The sequence below is a fragment of the Acinetobacter sp. 22323 genome (genome assembly GCF_052044895.1).
Lineage (GTDB): Bacteria > Pseudomonadota > Gammaproteobacteria > Pseudomonadales > Moraxellaceae > Acinetobacter > Acinetobacter schindleri.
Genome location: NZ_JBQEOL010000002.1, coordinates 72589 through 89307 on the forward strand (window position 1 = coordinate 72589; position 16719 = coordinate 89307).

At 43.4% G+C, this 16719-nt stretch carries 15 protein-coding genes; 5 read left to right on the forward strand and 10 right to left on the reverse strand.

Annotation, left to right across the window (positions count from 1 at the left end):
* Nucleotides 1-20: 20 nt before the first annotated feature.
* From glmS to ACTJIX_RS01695, 10 genes are all read right to left on the reverse strand, one after another.
* Nucleotides 21-1859, reverse strand: coding sequence for a glutamine--fructose-6-phosphate transaminase (isomerizing) (gene glmS, locus ACTJIX_RS01650; RefSeq protein WP_440611107.1), 1839 nt, complete (start codon nucleotides 1857-1859; stop codon nucleotides 21-23).
* An 11-nt stretch (nucleotides 1860-1870) separates the two neighbouring features.
* Nucleotides 1871-3235 (reverse strand): bifunctional UDP-N-acetylglucosamine diphosphorylase/glucosamine-1-phosphate N-acetyltransferase GlmU, encoded by a 1365-nt coding sequence (gene glmU / locus ACTJIX_RS01655; protein ID WP_273798308.1) that lies wholly within the window; start codon nucleotides 3233-3235, stop codon nucleotides 1871-1873.
* 20 nt (nucleotides 3236-3255) lie between these two features.
* Nucleotides 3256-3777 carry a phosphatidylglycerophosphatase A family protein gene (locus tag ACTJIX_RS01660; protein WP_004895825.1) on the reverse strand — a complete coding sequence of 174 codons (522 nt, stop codon included), beginning with the start codon at nucleotides 3775-3777 and terminating at the stop codon, nucleotides 3256-3258.
* The gene (thiL, locus tag ACTJIX_RS01665) at nucleotides 3755-4672 is read right to left on the reverse strand and encodes a thiamine-phosphate kinase (RefSeq protein WP_273798309.1); all 918 of its coding nucleotides are present in this window, start codon (nucleotides 4670-4672) and stop codon (nucleotides 3755-3757) included. The genes ACTJIX_RS01660 and thiL overlap by 23 nt, the downstream gene beginning before the upstream one ends.
* Before the next feature lie 20 nt (nucleotides 4673-4692).
* Nucleotides 4693-5142 (reverse strand): transcription antitermination factor NusB, encoded by a 450-nt coding sequence (nusB, locus tag ACTJIX_RS01670; RefSeq protein ID WP_004814175.1) that lies wholly within the window; start codon nucleotides 5140-5142, stop codon nucleotides 4693-4695.
* A gap of 4 nt (nucleotides 5143-5146) precedes the next feature.
* Nucleotides 5147-5617, reverse strand: a complete 471-nt coding sequence (gene ribH / locus ACTJIX_RS01675) for a 6,7-dimethyl-8-ribityllumazine synthase (protein ID WP_004895821.1) — start codon at nucleotides 5615-5617, stop codon at nucleotides 5147-5149.
* Nucleotides 5618-5636: 19 nt separating this feature from the next.
* A complete protein-coding gene (ribBA, locus tag ACTJIX_RS01680) occupies nucleotides 5637-6752 on the reverse strand; it encodes a bifunctional 3,4-dihydroxy-2-butanone-4-phosphate synthase/GTP cyclohydrolase II (protein ID WP_440611108.1) in 1116 nt (371 codons plus the stop codon).
* Between the two features lie 360 nt (nucleotides 6753-7112).
* Nucleotides 7113-8624 carry an acetaldehyde dehydrogenase ExaC gene (gene exaC / locus ACTJIX_RS01685; protein ID WP_440611109.1) on the reverse strand — a complete coding sequence of 504 codons (1512 nt, stop codon included), beginning with the start codon at nucleotides 8622-8624 and terminating at the stop codon, nucleotides 7113-7115.
* A gap of 369 nt (nucleotides 8625-8993) precedes the next feature.
* Complete coding sequence (locus ACTJIX_RS01690; RefSeq protein WP_440611110.1) at nucleotides 8994-9959, reverse strand: alpha/beta hydrolase; 966 nt, start codon at nucleotides 9957-9959, stop codon at nucleotides 8994-8996.
* Between the two features lie 399 nt (nucleotides 9960-10358).
* Complete coding sequence (locus ACTJIX_RS01695) at nucleotides 10359-11258, reverse strand: LysR family transcriptional regulator (protein WP_004895815.1); 900 nt, start codon at nucleotides 11256-11258, stop codon at nucleotides 10359-10361.
* 150 nt (nucleotides 11259-11408) lie between these two features.
* Here ACTJIX_RS01695 and ACTJIX_RS01700 point away from each other — a divergent pair, with 150 nt between their 5' ends.
* The 5 genes from ACTJIX_RS01700 to ACTJIX_RS01720 all read left to right on the forward strand — a co-directional run bounded on the left by ACTJIX_RS01700 (nucleotide 11409) and on the right by ACTJIX_RS01720 (nucleotide 16525).
* On the forward strand, nucleotides 11409-12446 hold the full coding sequence (locus ACTJIX_RS01700; RefSeq protein WP_004895813.1) for a cupin domain-containing protein: 1038 nt from the start codon (nucleotides 11409-11411) through the stop codon (nucleotides 12444-12446).
* A gap of 21 nt (nucleotides 12447-12467) precedes the next feature.
* Nucleotides 12468-13688 (forward strand): 3-hydroxybenzoate 6-monooxygenase, encoded by a 1221-nt coding sequence (locus ACTJIX_RS01705; RefSeq protein ID WP_308912259.1) that lies wholly within the window; start codon nucleotides 12468-12470, stop codon nucleotides 13686-13688.
* The gene (gene maiA, locus ACTJIX_RS01710; RefSeq protein ID WP_004895809.1) at nucleotides 13685-14323 is read left to right on the forward strand and encodes a maleylacetoacetate isomerase; all 639 of its coding nucleotides are present in this window, start codon (nucleotides 13685-13687) and stop codon (nucleotides 14321-14323) included. The genes ACTJIX_RS01705 and maiA overlap by 4 nt, the downstream gene beginning before the upstream one ends.
* Nucleotides 14324-14359: 36 nt before the next feature.
* Nucleotides 14360-15064: a fumarylacetoacetate hydrolase family protein gene (locus ACTJIX_RS01715; protein WP_004895807.1), complete on the forward strand. Its 705-nt coding sequence runs from the start codon at nucleotides 14360-14362 to the stop codon at nucleotides 15062-15064.
* A 102-nt stretch (nucleotides 15065-15166) separates the two neighbouring features.
* Entirely contained in the window at nucleotides 15167-16525 is a 1359-nt protein-coding gene (locus tag ACTJIX_RS01720) for an MFS transporter (protein WP_004895803.1), read from the forward strand.
* The last annotated feature ends 194 nt before the right edge of the window (nucleotides 16526-16719 follow it).

A 16719-nucleotide genomic window follows, 5' to 3' on the forward strand; every position in this document is an offset into this window, starting at 1 on the left:
CGAGCCAGCCTTTTTAGTTTTTATTCAACGGTAACTGATTTTGCAAGATTACGAGGTTGATCCACATCGGTACCACGAAGTACAGCCACATGATAAGACAATAACTGCACCGGAATGCTATACACAATTGGTGCCAAGATTGGATCGACGCTTGGTACAAAGACCACATGCTGACGGTCTTTAGCTTTAATACCACTGTTTTCATCAGCAAAGACGAACAGCTCACCACCACGTGCCTGCACTTCTTCCATATTGGATTTGAGTTTATCCAGCATGTCATCCTGTGGCGCCAGAATAACCACGGGCATGTCGTTGTCGACCAAGGCTAATGGACCATGCTTCAGTTCACCTGCCGCATAACCTTCAGCATGAATATAGGAAATTTCCTTCAGCTTCAAGGCACCTTCTAGCGCAATCGGAAAATGTGTACCGCGGCCCAGGAACAGACAGTGCTGCTTTTCTACAAACAGTTCAGAAAGGCGTAAAATTTCATCGTTATGATGCAAGGTATCCAGAATCACTTTTGGCATATGCCATAAGTCGGTGCTAATAGCTGTGACCTGTTCTGCTGAAATTGTATTTTTGACTGTACCCAGTTTCAGTACCAACAGCATCAGTGCAGCTAGCTGTGTGGTAAAGGCTTTAGTCGATGCAACACCAATCTCAGGGCCTGCCAAAGTCAGCAGGTTGTGATTGGTTTCACGTACCATCGAGGAGGTTGCCACGTTACAGATCGTCATGGTGGTAATGTCTAGTCCTTTGGTAGCCGCACGTTTCTGTGTATCACGTAATGCAGCCAAGGTATCGGCAGTTTCACCAGATTGGGAAATACAAACATACAGCGTGTGATTTACAATCACTGGCGTACGATAACGGAATTCGCTGGCAATCTCGATCTGGCAAGGCAGATCGATCAGCTGTTCAAACCAGTATTTGGCGATCATGCCAGCATGATAGCTGGTACCGCAGGCAATAATCTGGACTTGCTGAATTTTGGAGAAGTCCTGTTCCGCACTGGCAAGGAAGTCTTCGCGCAGGTCATTACCATTCAAGGCTTGGGAAATCGTCTGTTTGATCGCTTCAGGCTGCTCATAAATTTCTTTGAGCATGTAATGCTTGTACTCACCTTTAGAAGCATTGCTGACCGCAGCATCCAGTTCTTTGACCGGACGATCGACCAGTTGACCATCGACAAAGACTTCAATAGTGGTGCGGGTCAAACGGGCAATATCACCTTCTTCCAGGTAGATAAAACGGTTGGTAATCGGCAACAGAGCCAGTTGGTCAGAACTGATAAAATTCTCGCCAATGCCGACACCAATCACCAGTGGAGAGCCTTCACGTACGGTAATCAGTTCATCTGGATGATCCGTATGTACAATGCCCAGTGCATAAGCACCTTTTAGTTGCGGAACCACCTGACGTACAGCTTCTAACAGGCTTGGGGTAGATTTCAGCGCATCATTGATCAGATGGGCAACCACTTCAGTATCCGTCTGTGAGGTAAACACATAGCCCAAAGCTTCAAGATCATCTTTAAGTTCTTGATAGTTCTCAATAATACCATTATGAACCACTGCCACATTTTCAGAAATATGCGGATGGGCATTTTCTTCAGTCGGTTTGCCATGGGTTGCCCAGCGTGTATGTGCAATACCGAGGGAACCACTAATCTGTGATTCATTCACCGCCTGTTCAAGGTTGGAAACCTTGCCGACACGGCGTTCACGCAGGACCTGATGATTGTTGATCAGGGCTAAACCTGCTGAATCATAGCCACGGTATTCCAGGCGTTTTAAGCCTTCAATCAAAATATTGGTAATGCTGCGTTCCGCAATGCCACCGACGATACCACACATATTTGTTCCCCTTATTTCTTGATTTTTTGCGGACGTGGATAGTTTTCTTTGGCAAATTGCTTAGAGCGCTCTACTGCCAAACTGTTGTCTTCCACATCACGGGTAATCGTCGAGCCTGCACCGACTGTAGCACCGTTACCAATTCTCACAGGTGCCACTAATGAACTGTTCGAGCCAATAAAGGCTTGATCACCAATAATTGTTTTAAATTTGTTGGCACCATCATAATTACAGGTAATGGTCCCTGCACCGATGTTTGAGCCTGCACCAACTTCAGCATCACCCAGGTAGGTAAAGTGGTTGGCTTTAGAGCCTAGACCAATCGTGGTATTTTTAACTTCAACAAAGTTACCAATGTGAACTTCATTGGCCAGTTGTGCACCCGGACGCAGTCGTGCAAAAGGTCCAATTTGGGTGTCTTCACCCACGATGGCGCTGTCAAAAATACTATATGGCTGAACCCTGGTACCCGCTGCAATCTTGGTATTCTTGATGATACAGCCAGCGCCAATTTCTACATTGTTCCCCAGTTCGCAATCACCTTCGATAATCACATTGATATCAATGCGAACATCCTGACCGACAGTTAAATTGCCACGCAGGTCAAAACGGCTTGGATCAATCAGATGTACGCCCTGTTGCATGAGCTGTTTGGCCTGAAATGCCTGGAACTGACGTTCTAAAGCAGCCAGCTGCACCCGGTCATTTACCCCTTCAACTTCAAAAGCCTGCTCAGGTTCTACAGATGCAACTTGCATACCATCTGCCAAAGCCATCGCCACAATATCAGTCAGGTAATATTCACCTTGCGCATTGTCATTGCTTAAACGTGGTAGCCATTGATGCAGTTTGGCATTGCTGACGGCATAAATACCGGTATTAATTTCTTTGATTTGACGTTGTTCGTCAGAGGCATCCTTGTGCTCAACAATGGCCTGAATCTGACCTTGTTCACGTACGATACGGCCATAGCCATTGGCATCCGGCAGGGTAAGCGTCACCAGACCAATACCGGTTTCTGCAGTGGCATCGAGTAATTTTTGCAAGGTTACAGGGTTAATGCAGGGTACATCACCAGAAAGAATCAGAGAGACGCCGTCTTGAGGCAGGACAGGCAAGGTCATCTGTACCGCATGACCAGTACCCAGCTGTTCAGCCTGTTCTACCCATTTAATCTCTTGCTCTGCAAAAGCAGCCTGAACCAGATCGCCACCGTGACCATAGATCGTAATAATATTATCTGCGTTTAATTTTTTTGCCGTTTCAATGACATGACCCAGTAAAGGACGTCCTGCAAGGGGTTGTAATACTTTCGGTAAGCTGGAACGCATACGGGTTCCTTTACCTGCAGCAAGAATAATCACAGTCGTTGACATGTTCTAATCCTAAATATGGCTTATGCCACAGTGAAGTAAAAATAAAGCAAAATACAAAGGGCCGCCCACAGGCCAGCAATAATGTCATCCAGCATGATGCCGAAACCGCCATCAATTTGACGGTCAATGACACGAATCGGCCAGGGCTTCCAGACATCGAATAAACGGAACAGAGCAAAACCGACCAATGCCCACATCCAGCTCATTTCATTTAGATAGAGCAAAGGCAAAAAGGTAATGGATTGACCTGCAAATTCATCCCAGACAATGCGACCATCATCATGTACACCCATGACTTTAGCCGTATGCCCGCAAATATAGATGCCAATGAGCGACATCAGAATGATGGCTAGTATGGTGCTCGATAGGTCAATTGCAAGCCATAGCGGAATAAACAATAAGGCAAAAGCTGAACCAAACGTACCCGGCGCTTTCGGTAATAGGCCAGAACCAAAACCAACACCACAGAACACAATAAAACGGTCGGTCCATGACATGGCTTTAAAATTGATTGAAGGTTTATGCAAAATGTTGATACCCATTAAATTGAAGCAAATGATCTACGCCATCTTTTTCAAAAGTTAAGCCGCGCTGTTGCTGAATTGTGCCGATTATACTAATCGAATCATCAAGTTGTTTTTGCAATAATTTTTCATAATTTTGCGGGCTTATTGTAAAACATAATTCATAATCGTCGCCACCCGCCAATGCATACTGCCATTTTTGTTCATCATTTAAGGCGTGCAGGGCAGTACTTAGTGGTAAGTTTTCAAGTTGCAGCTTTGCGCCGACATCCGAGGCTTTTAAAATATGTCCCAAGTCTTGTGCCAAACCATCCGAAACATCAATCATGCTATTGGCCAGGCCTTTAAGCGCAGCACCTAAAGCACAACGTGGCGTTGGATAATCCAGACGTTTTTGTAGATCATGACCTAAATGCTTTAAGCCAAATGCCGCATCGCCAACCGTACCTGAAACACAAATCAGATCACCGACTTGGGCACCTGAACGTGGTACAGCAAAGCCTGTATCGACCCAGCCCAGTGCTGTGACAGATAGAGTCAGATGTGGACTTTGCGTGGTATCACCACCAATTAAACGCACGCCAAATTGATCGCAACAATCATATAAACCCTGGCTAAAGCCTTTGAGCCAAGCATGATCAATTTGGGGTAAGCTCAATGCCAATAAAATACTATGCGGTGTGGCGCCCATCGCGGCAATATCAGATAAATTGACTGCAACAGATTTCCAACCAATGGCATGTGGGTTTGTATCTAAAGGAAAATGTCGACCCGCAACTAAGGTGTCGGCACAAATCACCAATTGCTGGTGAGGTGGGGGAGTGAGCAAGGCTGAGTCGTCACCGACCCCTAAATCGACAGAATCTTGATTCTTACGATTGAAATAGGTGTCGATAATCGAAAACTCAGCCATACAACAAATCTACTTAAAACTTAGTTTGCTTGTTGTTTTTCTGCTGCACGTAAAGTTGTCGCTAAACGATCTAATACACCGTTGATGTATTTGTGGCTGTCTGCACCGCCAAAATGTTTAGCTAACTCAATTGCTTCGTCTAAAACGACACGATATGGAATCTCAAGATGTTCTTTGAGCTCATACGCACCTAAACGAAGTGTTGCGAGTTCTACACCATCAAGTGCAGAAAGTTCGCGATCCAGCACAGGGATAAGCAAAGCATCCAATGCTTCATGATTGGCAACCACTTGAGTCAACAATTCATGATAATAGCCAAGATCCACTTTGTGCATGGCATTGTCCACACGTGTACGTGCTTCAATCTCATGCACAGGGTTGTGGCTCATTTGCCATTCATAAATTCCTTGTACAGCAAAACGACGTGCTTTACGTTTTGCAGCATAAGTTGCTTGAAGTGTTTGCGACATAGCCTTAAATAGCCTTTAACAAGTTAACCATTTCAATCGCAGTCAAGGCAGCTTCACTACCTTTATTGCCTGCTTTTGTTCCAGAGCGTTCAATCGCTTGTTCAATACTATCCGTAGTGAGTACGCCATTAATGACAGGAAGACCAGCGTCCAGACCAACTACGCCTAAACCTTTGGCACATTCACCTGCCACAAAATCGAAGTGCGGTGTGCTACCACGAATCACAGCGCCCAAGGCAATGATGGCATCGAAATTACCAGTCGCTGCTAATTTTTTTGCAACGATTGGAAGTTCCCAGGCACCAGGTGCATGAACGACCGTGATATTATCCTCTGATACACCATGGCGTTTCAATGTATCAACGGCACCTTCTAACAGATGTTCAACAACAAAGCTATTAAAACGACCAACTAAAATCGCATAACGGTCTTCGTTCGCGAGATGTAACATACCTTCAATACGGCGAACAGCCATAATAACCTCGATTCTTATCTTAAGATGTGTGTTGTGCGGTGATGTATTCCACCACTTCTAAATTAAAACCTGACAATGCATTAAAGCGTAATGGTGAACTCAGCAGCTTCATTTTTTCTACGCCTAGATCACGCAAAATTTGTGCACCAACACCAATAGTTTGATACTGTTGTGACAGTGCAGCATTAGATTTCACATTTTTGGGTGCTTTTAAAGTATCAAGCGCAGGACCTAGATCTTGTAAATGACGTTGACCGATCCAGACCAGGACACCACGATCACTTGCAGAAATTTCTTTCAGGGCACGATCCAGGTTCCAGGCCGGTTCTCCGTCTTGTTTTTTCAATTTAAGCAAGTCACGGGTCGGATTAAAACCATGTACACGAACAGTCGTTACACCCTCTTTAGGCTCACCTTTGACTAAGGCCAAATGGATGTCTGGATTACCCAGTTCACGATAGCGGTACAGATCAAAGCTGCCGTATTCAGTATCAATACTTTGCTGATCGATACGCTCAATTGTTTGTTCATTGGTCATGCGATAATGAATCAGGTCAGCAATCGTACCAATTTTCAAGCCATGCTTTTCGGCAAAGACTTCAAGGTCTGGACGACGCGCCATGGTGCCATCTTCATTGATGATTTCACAAATGACCGATGCTGGTTCTAAACCTGCAAGACGCGATAAGTCACAGCCTGCTTCGGTATGACCTGCACGGTGCAGGACACCACCTGGCTGTGCCATCAATGGGAAGATATGACCAGGCTGTACGATGTCCGTAGGTTTAGCATGAGCCGCCACAGCGGTTTGAATTGTATGCGCACGCTCTGCAGGTGAAATACCGGTAGAAATACCTTCAGCTGCTTCAATGGATAACGTGAAGTTGGTCCCGTGTTGAGCGCCATTAGCATCTACCATCAATGGAAGATTCAACTGTTGGCAACGTTCTTTACTTAAAGTCAGACACACTAAACCACGAGCATGGGTGATCATAAAGTTGATGTCTTCAGGACGCACGTGCGTGGCAGCAATGACTAAATCGCCTTCATTTTCACGATCTTCATCATCCATCAGGATGACCATTTTTCCTGCACGGATATCTGCTACAAGCTCTTCAACTGTATTGAGCGGCATCAACCTTCACCTTCTTTTTTGATCTTGTTCAGACCGAATCATGACATTATTGGTTGCATAGTCTAACGCTTTTTGAGCAATTTTGCCTATGCTTATTGATTTCCCTAAACTGAACATTGTTATACACAGTCTTTTTCGGCAAAGAAAGCCGACTTTATATGGAAGTTTTTAATTTTTGTATTTTTTTTATCCAATTGAAAATATTAAAAAAATCAATGCTTATCATAGAGGGATATATATACTTGTTTTGGATAGCTTTATGATTTTATTGGGATAGAGGGACGGTTATTTTTCTGTTTAAGATAAAATTACCAAGTCAATAAAAAAGCGAACCGAAGTTCGCTTTTGCTTAGACAGGAATTAGAAGAAACCTGCTGGTTTGGTCGAGTAGCTGACAAGCAAGTTTTTGGTTTGTTGATAATGATCGAGCATCATTTTGTGGTTCTCACGTCCAATCCCTGATTTTTTATAACCACCAAATGCCGCATGGGCAGGGTAAATGTGATAACAGTTAGTCCAGACGCGACCTGCCTGAATCGCACGGCCGGCACGATAAGAGGTATGTGCTGAACGTGACCAGACACCCGCACCTAAGCCATAAATGGTGTCATTGGCAATTTTAATGGCATCATCAAAGTCCTTAAAAGTGGTCACGGCAAGTACAGGTCCAAAAATTTCTTCCTGGAAGGTTTTCATGTCATTGGTGCCTTTAAAAATGGTCGGTTCAATATAGAAGCCTTGACCTACTTCATGGCGTGCTTCACCACCTGTTAAGACCTGAGCACCTTCTTCACGACCTGTGGCGATACAACCCAAGATCTTATCCTGCTGTTCTTGCGATGCCTGTGCGCCAATCATGGTGTCGGTATCCAGTGGATGACCGGTCTTAATGCGCTTGACACGCTCAACTGCACGTTCCAGGAATTTGTCTGCAATACTTTCCTGTACCAGTGCACGTGAAGGGCAGGTACAGATTTCTCCTTGGTTGAGGGCAAACATGGTAAAACCTTCCAGGGCTTTATCTAGGTATTCATCCTCTTGATCCATCACATCTGCAAAGAACAGGTTTGGTGATTTACCGCCCAGTTCCAAGGTCACAGGAATAATATTTTCAGTCGCATATTGCATAATCAGCTGGCCGACTGCGGTTGAACCGGTAAAGGCAATTTTTGCGATACGAGGGTTGGTCGCCAGTGGACGACCGACCTCAACGCCATAGCCATTAACAATATTCAGTACACCAGGTGGTAAAAGATCCTGAATCAGTTCAACCAACACTAAAATACTGACAGGGGTTTGTTCTGCTGGTTTCAGCACAATACAGTTACCGGCAGCTAAAGCCGGAGCCAGTTTCCATGCGGCCATGAGAATTGGGAAGTTCCAGGGAATGATTTGACCGACAACGCCGAGGGGTTCATGGAAATGATAGGCGATGGTATCTTCGTTAATTTCTGAAATGCCGCCTTCTTGCGCGCGAATACAACCAGCAAAATAACGGAAGTGGTCGATACATAATGGAATATCTGCATTTAGGGTTTCACGAATCGGTTTACCGTTGTCCCAGGTTTCTGCCACCGCGAGCAATTCCAGATTTTCCTCTAGACGATCGGCAATCTTGAGCAGGATATTTGAACGTGTGGTCGGTGATGAGCTATTCCACTGTGCTTTGGCAGCATGGGCGGCATCGAGTGCAAGTTCAATATCTTCGACACTGGAGCGTGGTGCTCTGGTAAAAACTTTACCATCGACTGGGGAAATATTATCAAAGTATTCACCTTTGACTGGCGGCACCCATTTACCGCCAATAAAGTTTTCGTATTGTGCTTTAAATTGAATTTTTGAACCGTCAGTATTTGGATCTGCATAGCGCATATTTTTGTCCTTTCATTGATTGTTATAGCTGTGAGAGAAATAAAGCTGAGAGACGAAGACTCATCTTGGAATGAATAGTTATAGCTAATATAAAGAGCAAATCTGACGCTATGTCGAGGGTTTACAAGCGTGCTACAAAAGGCAACAAAGCGAACCTAATAGGATTTCAATATTGTTATTAATAATCAATTATTTATTTTAAAGTAATTAAATTTTGGCACTGTTAAAACATGATATTTCTCACAGATCAGACTGCTGCGAGATAACAATTGACCCGTTTTAGAATACAATCTCTCAGATAAATTTTTTGGGAAGGCAGTTTTTATTTTCCTTCCCAAAATCTTTCAAATCATGATCGTTCTGAACTGGTTAAAGTCCTTTGGTATGTAACCACTCAAACAGTTGTTGATAGACCTGTTCCCGCACTGCTTTTTCTGACAGTACCAGATCATGCAGCCCATTATGAATTTCACATAAGGTGACATCGCCTGATATTTTTCGGGCATGCTGAATCATATCCTGCACTTCCAGGATCACATCGCTGCTTTGTGCATGACGATTAAATTTTCGTGGATAAGTCGTCTGATGCGAATGCATGATCAGAACAGGAATGCTTAACTGAATACCTTGATGCAATTCTTTTTGCGCCTCATGAATGGCATGTACAAAGCTCAAACGCACCATGGGGTAACGGACTTTTTTCCATTCCAGGTTAAAGTTCCATTCACCATGATGGCTGGCGTGCAAACTTGGGACATACCACTTATTAAGACGACTTGGGAATAGAAGGTTTGGAAAACGTTTGCCCATTGCTGCCATTCGAGGAATGGCAAATTTCTTTTCCAGACGGCTCATATTGAAGTCATAAAAGGGACTGTTTGCCCAGAGCGCTTTAATCAGGGGATGATCAGGATGATGTGCTGCATACAAGGTTGTAGTTAAGCCCCCCGTTGAATGTCCGCAAAGCAGCACCGCGTCATGACTTTCCTGACCGATAATATCCAGTGCCTGAGTAATTTCTGCATCATATTCTGACAGGCTATGAACGTTATAGTACTTCTGATGGGGCAAATAGGAGCGGCCATATTTACGTAGGTCCAGCGCATAAAAGTCAAAACCCTGCTCATTGAAACGCTCTGCCATTTCAGTCTGGAAAAAATAGTCAATAAAACCGTGGATATATAGCACCGCCTTTTTAGTCAGTCCAACGGCTTTCTTGCGAACGAGGGTTGCCACCACCTGACCTTCGTAATCATTTGGAAGATCTAAGGTGGCCTGTTCATAACCAGCTCCTAAAATATCGGGTTGATAATCTACCTCTATTTTTGTTGTCATTATTTTCTCTTAAATTCTTGTTTGGGTTTTATATTTAGATATTTCTAGACTGGCGTCAAATAAAAACAACACTTTTGATCGAAGAACTGATCACCTAAATTTAACAGATAAAGTGCTCAGCAAAATTGAATGAATGGGAGTAAAACTTGTAATTTTCTACAAGTAGATACTGAGATCCCGATTTGCTTTTAAGCAAAACAGGCTGAAATGGATGCAAAAATAGGCCTAAAACTTTTAAACTTTAGTCTATTGTTAATTTTTAATAAAGATTTCTATTGATCTAAAATTACTTTATCACTTATCGAAAAAATGTATAAATAGAGAAGGTTTTTTCTCGTCTATATAATCAAGTTTCCTTTATATAAGTTTTAGTTTAAACCCTCTATTTGACTCAAGCGTTTACTGACCATATTCAGAAAACAGCTCAAAACAGACCTTACGTAACCATTCTACGTTCGGGTTGCTGTGTGAACGTTCATGCCAATGCTGTTTGACATTGTATTGAGGGAAAGAATAAGGCGGTCTTAAGATTTTAATATCACCACGGGATTGTAAAAAACGGCTTAAATAATGAGGGACTGTCGCAATGGCATCTGTATTTTTAATAATTGGACCAACACCCAAATAACCCGGTAAGCGCATCAGAATATTACGATTTACCCCGCGTTTACGTAGTTCATTTTCAATAATGTAATGTCCACCCGTGGCTCGAATCACGATATGCAGTTCCTGGCTATATTCTTCAGCGGTCAAGCTATCCTTAATCAGGCGTGGATGGTAGGGGCTACAGATCACGGTATATTCTTGTTTAAAGAGCGTTTGTTGATAGAAGCCTGCTTCTAGATGGGGCAAAAATCCAATCGCCAGATCGATTTGGCCGTTTGCCATTTTTGCCGGAGTATCTTTATCAATGGGGACAATACTCAGAGAGATATTAGGTGCATGTTCTCTCAAGTAATTGATCAAGGTTGGGAGTAATACCAGATGACTGATATCGGTCATGCTGATTTTAAACTCATAATTCGATTTTTTAGGATCAAAATCAATATTGTACTGATTGATTGACTTCAGCTTTTCAAGAAATTCTACCGTAATCGGAAAAATATCCTTGGCGAGATCAGTAGGCTCCATGCTATTGCCCACACGGACGAATAATGGATTATTAAAATGCTCGCGCAATTTATTTAAACCGATACTTAAAGTCGACTGTCCCGTACCTAAAGCAGCAGCTGCCTTCGACACACTTTTATGGCGATAAATCTCATAAAAAATTTGTATAAGTCGCGAATCAATATCCATCGTTTTAATCAGCTGTATTGATTTTATCAATACAGCCTATTCATTTCTGCATATGTATACAAGTTTTTTTGGTTGATAAATTGGCCGAAAACATAGGGTGGTTAAGCAATTTTGCATCGAAATTGCTTTTGAATATAAAGAGGCTCGCTGATGGAACAACTCGCAACATTAGAAGATTTACCGAAAGAGTATGTCTCAAATTTGACTGACTCGAATCTTGTCCCACTTTGGCCAAGTCTCCGTAATGTATTACCACCGCTTCAACCGATTCCTCAGACTCAAGTCACCGCTTGGCACTTTAAGGACATTAAGCCTTTATTGCTACAAGCGGGTGAGTTAACCCCGATTGAAAAAGCTGAGCGTCGTGTACTGGTTTTGGCAAATCCAGGTCATGGCCTGGAAAACATGAAAGCGACCTCTTCTATTTATCTGGGCATGCAATTGCTCTTACCAAATGAATGGGCGCCGTCACATCGTCATACACCAAATGCAGTCCGCCTGATTGTGGAAGGTACGGGTGCCTATACGACAGTCGAAGGTCAAAAATGCATGATGGAGCATGGTGACCTGATCCTAACTCCATCAGGTTTATGGCATGAGCATGGTCATGACGGTGACGAACCAGTGATCTGGCTAGATGTGCTTGATCTTCCACTGGTGTATTACATGGAAGCCTCTTTTGTAGAAGGCGGTGATGTTCAGGAGGTCAAAGGTACCGACCGTAGCCATCACTATGGTAAAGGCATTGTGCCAAGCGTGCATTTTGTTCGTGAAAACTCTGGCTATCCATTGCTGCGTTATTCATGGAAAGACGTCAAACAGGTACTTGATGATCTTGCTAATGACTCAAGCCATCAAGGACCAGCGCAAATCAGTTATGTAAACCCGGAAACTGGGGAAGACTGTCAAAAAATTATTGGCTACTCGGCAATCCGTTTAGCACCGAATGAAGTGGTACAGCTGGAACGCCGTTCAGCAGCTCAAGTATTCCATGTGATTGAAGGTCAAATGCAGATCGATATCAATGAATATAGCCACGAACTGTCCCGTTCAGATACCGCATGTGCACCTTGTTTTGCACAAATTGATTTAATCAATAACGGTGATGAGCCTTGTTACATCTTTGTTGCCGATGAAGCACCTTTACAGAAAAAGTTAGGTCTTTATTCGACACGCGCACGCATCTAAACGTATTTGGAAGGAATCGACATGAGTATTGATCAACGTCCTATTTTAATCGCAGGTGGCGGTATCGGTGGTTTCGCAGCAGCATTGGCACTGACGAAACAAGGCTTCAAAGTCAAAGTATTTGAACAAGCGCCTGAGATTGGTGAGATTGGTGCAGGCATTCAGTTAGGTCCAAATGCATTCCATGCTTTTGATGCACTCGGCATTGGTGAAATTGCACGTGGTAAAGCTGTATATACCGATTACATGGTCATGCACGATGCATTAGATGAGTATCAGGTTGGTAAAATTCCAACAGATGAACACTTCCGTGAGCGCTTTGGAAATCCATATGCCGTGATTCACCGTGCCGATATCCATGGTTCTTTGGTAGAAGGTGCAGCGAAAGTCGGTGATCTGGAAGTGATTACCGATTGCCGTATCCAGTCTGTATCACAAACTGAAGATGAAGTATCGATTACTGATCAACACGGCAATACCTATGTTGGTCAAGCACTCATTGGTGCAGATGGTGTGAAATCTGTGGTACGTGAAACTTTGGTTGGCGATCCAGCATTAGTCACAGGTCATGTGGTTTATCGTGCAGTTGTGCCTAAAAATGAGTTCCCAGACAACCTGAAATGGAATGCGGCAAGTATCTGGGTTGGTCCAAACTGCCATCTTGTGCACTACCCATTACGTGGCGGTGAAGAGTACAACGTGGTTGTAACCTTCCATAGTCGTCAGCAGGAAGAGTGGGGCGTAACTGATGGTTCCAAAGAGGAAGTGTTGTCTTACTTCGAAGGCATCTGTCCGAAAGCACGCCAACTTATTGAACTACCAAAATGCTGGAAACGTTGGGCAACAGCAGACCGCGAACCAATTTCACAATGGACCTTTGGTCGAATTACATTATTGGGTGATGCTGCGCATCCTACTACCCAATATATGGCACAAGGTGCATGTATGGCGCTTGAAGATGCGGTGACTTTGGGTGAAGCACTGCGTGTATGCAATAACGATATTCATCAGGCATTTGATTTGTATCAAAAATCACGTATTTCACGTACGGCGCGTATTGTGTTGTCTTCACGTGAGATGGGCAAGCTTTACCATGCGCATGGTGTACAGCGTTTGATTCGTAATGACTTATGGCGTGATCGTTCAGCAGAACGCTTCTATGACGCGATGGAATGGTTATATGGCTGGAAAGTTGAAAACTGTCTGGTTGCAGCACAACACTTTCAAGGAAAAGTAGCATGAAACTGTATGGCTTCTTCCGCAGCGGTACCTCACACCGTTTAAGAATTGCATTAAACCTGAAAGGCTTAAGCTACGAACAGGTTTCTGTATCATTGGCTAAAAACCAGCATCATCAGGCAGATTTTAAAGCACTGAACCCTCAGGGTTTGGTGCCAGTACTGGAAACTGAACAAGGTTTACTGACACAAAGCCCAGCGATTATTGAATGGTTAGAAGAAGTATATCCAGACGTAGCTTTACTTCCGAAAAGTCCATTTGAAAAAGCCAAGGTTCGTGCTCTGGCAGCGATCGTAGGTTGTGATATTCACCCAATCAATAACAAGCGTGTGCTTGAGTATCTGCGCAACAATCTTGAGCAAGATGAAACCCAAGTATTGGCATGGTGTGGTGAATGGATTTCTAAAGGCTTTGATGCTTTGGAAAAACTGTTACAGCAAGATACGACACGTGAAAACTTCTGTTATGGCAATACTGCAACGTTGGCAGATGTGTATTTAATTCCACAAGTCTATTCAGCAAAACGCTTCAAGGTAGATTTAACGCCTTACCCAACAATTGTTTCGATTTATGAGCATTGTATGCAGTTAGACGCTTTCCAAAAAGCTGACCCTGCACAGCAACCAGACACGATCTAAACACAGTTATTGAAGATTTAAATTAGGAAATTTTATATGTCATTTGTATTTGAACCGATCGAAACTGCTGCACTGCCAATTGTAGATTCTGAACAGCAATATCCAGTCCGTCGTGTGTACTGTGTGGGGCGTAACTATGCAGCACATGCACGTGAAATGGGTTTTGATCCAGATCGTGAACCACCATTCTTCTTTTGCAAGCCAAATGATAAAGAATCAATTGTGCCAGTACCTGCAGGTCAAGCCGTTGATCTTCCATACCCAACACAAACTTCAAACTACCACTATGAAATCGAGTTGGTCGTTGCCATTGGTAAAGACGGTAAAGACATCTCTGTTGAAGATGCCAAAGACTACATTTTTGGTTATGCGGTAGGTCTGGATATGACTCGCCGTGACTTGCAAATGGGTATGCGTGAAAAAGGCCGTCCATGGGAAATCGGTAAAGCATTCGACTTCTCTGCACCAATTGGTCCAATTCACCCAATTTCTGCAACAGGCGAAATCAATCAAGCAGACATTCACTTAACAGTGAATGGTAAGACGGAACAGCGCAGCGATGTGAGCCACCTGATTTGGGATGTATCAGAAACCATTGCCAACCTTTCAACTTTATTTGAATTGAAAGCAGGCGACTTGATTTTCACAGGTACACCAGAAGGCGTTGGTGCAGTTGTGAAAGGTGATGTCATGCGTGCTGAAGTAGCAGGCTTAACTGGTATCACTGTAAATGTAATCTAACATTTGCCTTAAAGATGGCTCACAACAATAACAGCATGGGCCATCTTTTATTTGCTCAGGAATGCAAAAGCGTAGGGATACGTTTTTGAAAGAGGGTTTCCTATGTCTCAGAATCAGCAATCGATTGATGTACAAAGCTTCATTGATCGCAATCCACTTTCCCGTTCACAAAAACTCATTATATGGCTCTGCTTTATCATCGTGGCGATCGATGGTTTTGATACAGCTGCTGTCGGCTTTATCGCTCCAGCGTTAAAAGCTGAATGGGCATTAGAAGCGACTAGTCTGGCGCCATTATTTGGGGCAGGTTTGTTTGGTTTGATGGCCGGTGCATTGGTTTTTGGACCGCTTTCCGACAAATTGGGCCGTAAAACGATTTTGATTGGTTCAATTTTTGTATTTGGTCTGGCCAGTCTCATCTCTGCATTTGCTACGGATTTAGAATCATTGATTTTTTGGCGCTTTGTGACCGGACTTGGTTTAGGTGGAGCAATGCCAAATGCCATTACCTTGACCTCTGAATATAGTCCAACACGCCGTCGTTCTAATCTTGTGACCTTAATGTTCTGTGGCTTCACGATTGGTTCAGCATTGGGTGGTATTTTATCTGCACAACTGCTTCCAAGTATCGGCTGGCACGGGATTCTGATGATTGGTGGGATTGCGCCACTGGCAACCATTCCTTTCTTGCTTGTATTCCTTCCTGAGTCACTGAAATTCTTGGTGTTGAAAAATAAAGCCCAAGAAAAAATTGACAAAATTGTCCGTAAAATTGCACCTCATGTAGCAGATATTCCACATCTGGTACCAATACCAAATGAAATCAATCAAACAGGTATTCGTGACTTATTTAGCCGCCAATATGCATTAGGTACTTTCCTGATCTGGTGTACATTCTTTATGAGTTTGCTCATCATCTACTTGATTTCAAGCTGGATGCCAACCATGCTGACCAATCATGGTTTCAATCTTGAAAATGCATCTTGGGTAACTTCAGTCTTCCAGATTGGCGGTACGATTGGTGCGATTGTGATTGGTTACATGATGGATAAAACTGACTCGACTAAAGTGCTGAGCATGGCATATATCTTGGGTGCAGTATTTTTGGTGTGCTTAGGGTTTGGCATTGAAAATGCCATGATGCCACTGTTACTTTTAGGTATGTTTGGTGTGGGGATCGGGATCAGTGGTTCACAAGTGGGTGTAAATGCCTTTTCATCAAGCTTCTACCCAACCCATTGTCGCGCAACAGGGGTGAGCTGGGCGAATGCAGTAGGTCGTTCAGGTTCGGTTGCCGGTTCGGTGATTGGTGGCTGGTTGATGTCATTAAACCTCACCACATTTGAAATTCTTTCCCTTCTAGCTGTTCCTGCACTGTTTGCTGCCTTTGCACTGTTTATGTTGAAACAGATGAAGAAAAAAGCAGTAAAAGCAGAATATACAGCAGTTGCTCAAAGCTAAAAATTAAGTTTCAACGCAAAAAAAAGTTGGGCATCTGCCCAACTTTTTTATTTTTAATACTCAAGAAATGAAATCTCTTCTCGATACTAAACAGCAGTTTCGGAATCGATTTATTAGTATGGTCTTGATACAGACTGGCATTATCCTATACCCATTTGATTTTACGTAAGATTAAGCCAGAATCGTGGATAGTA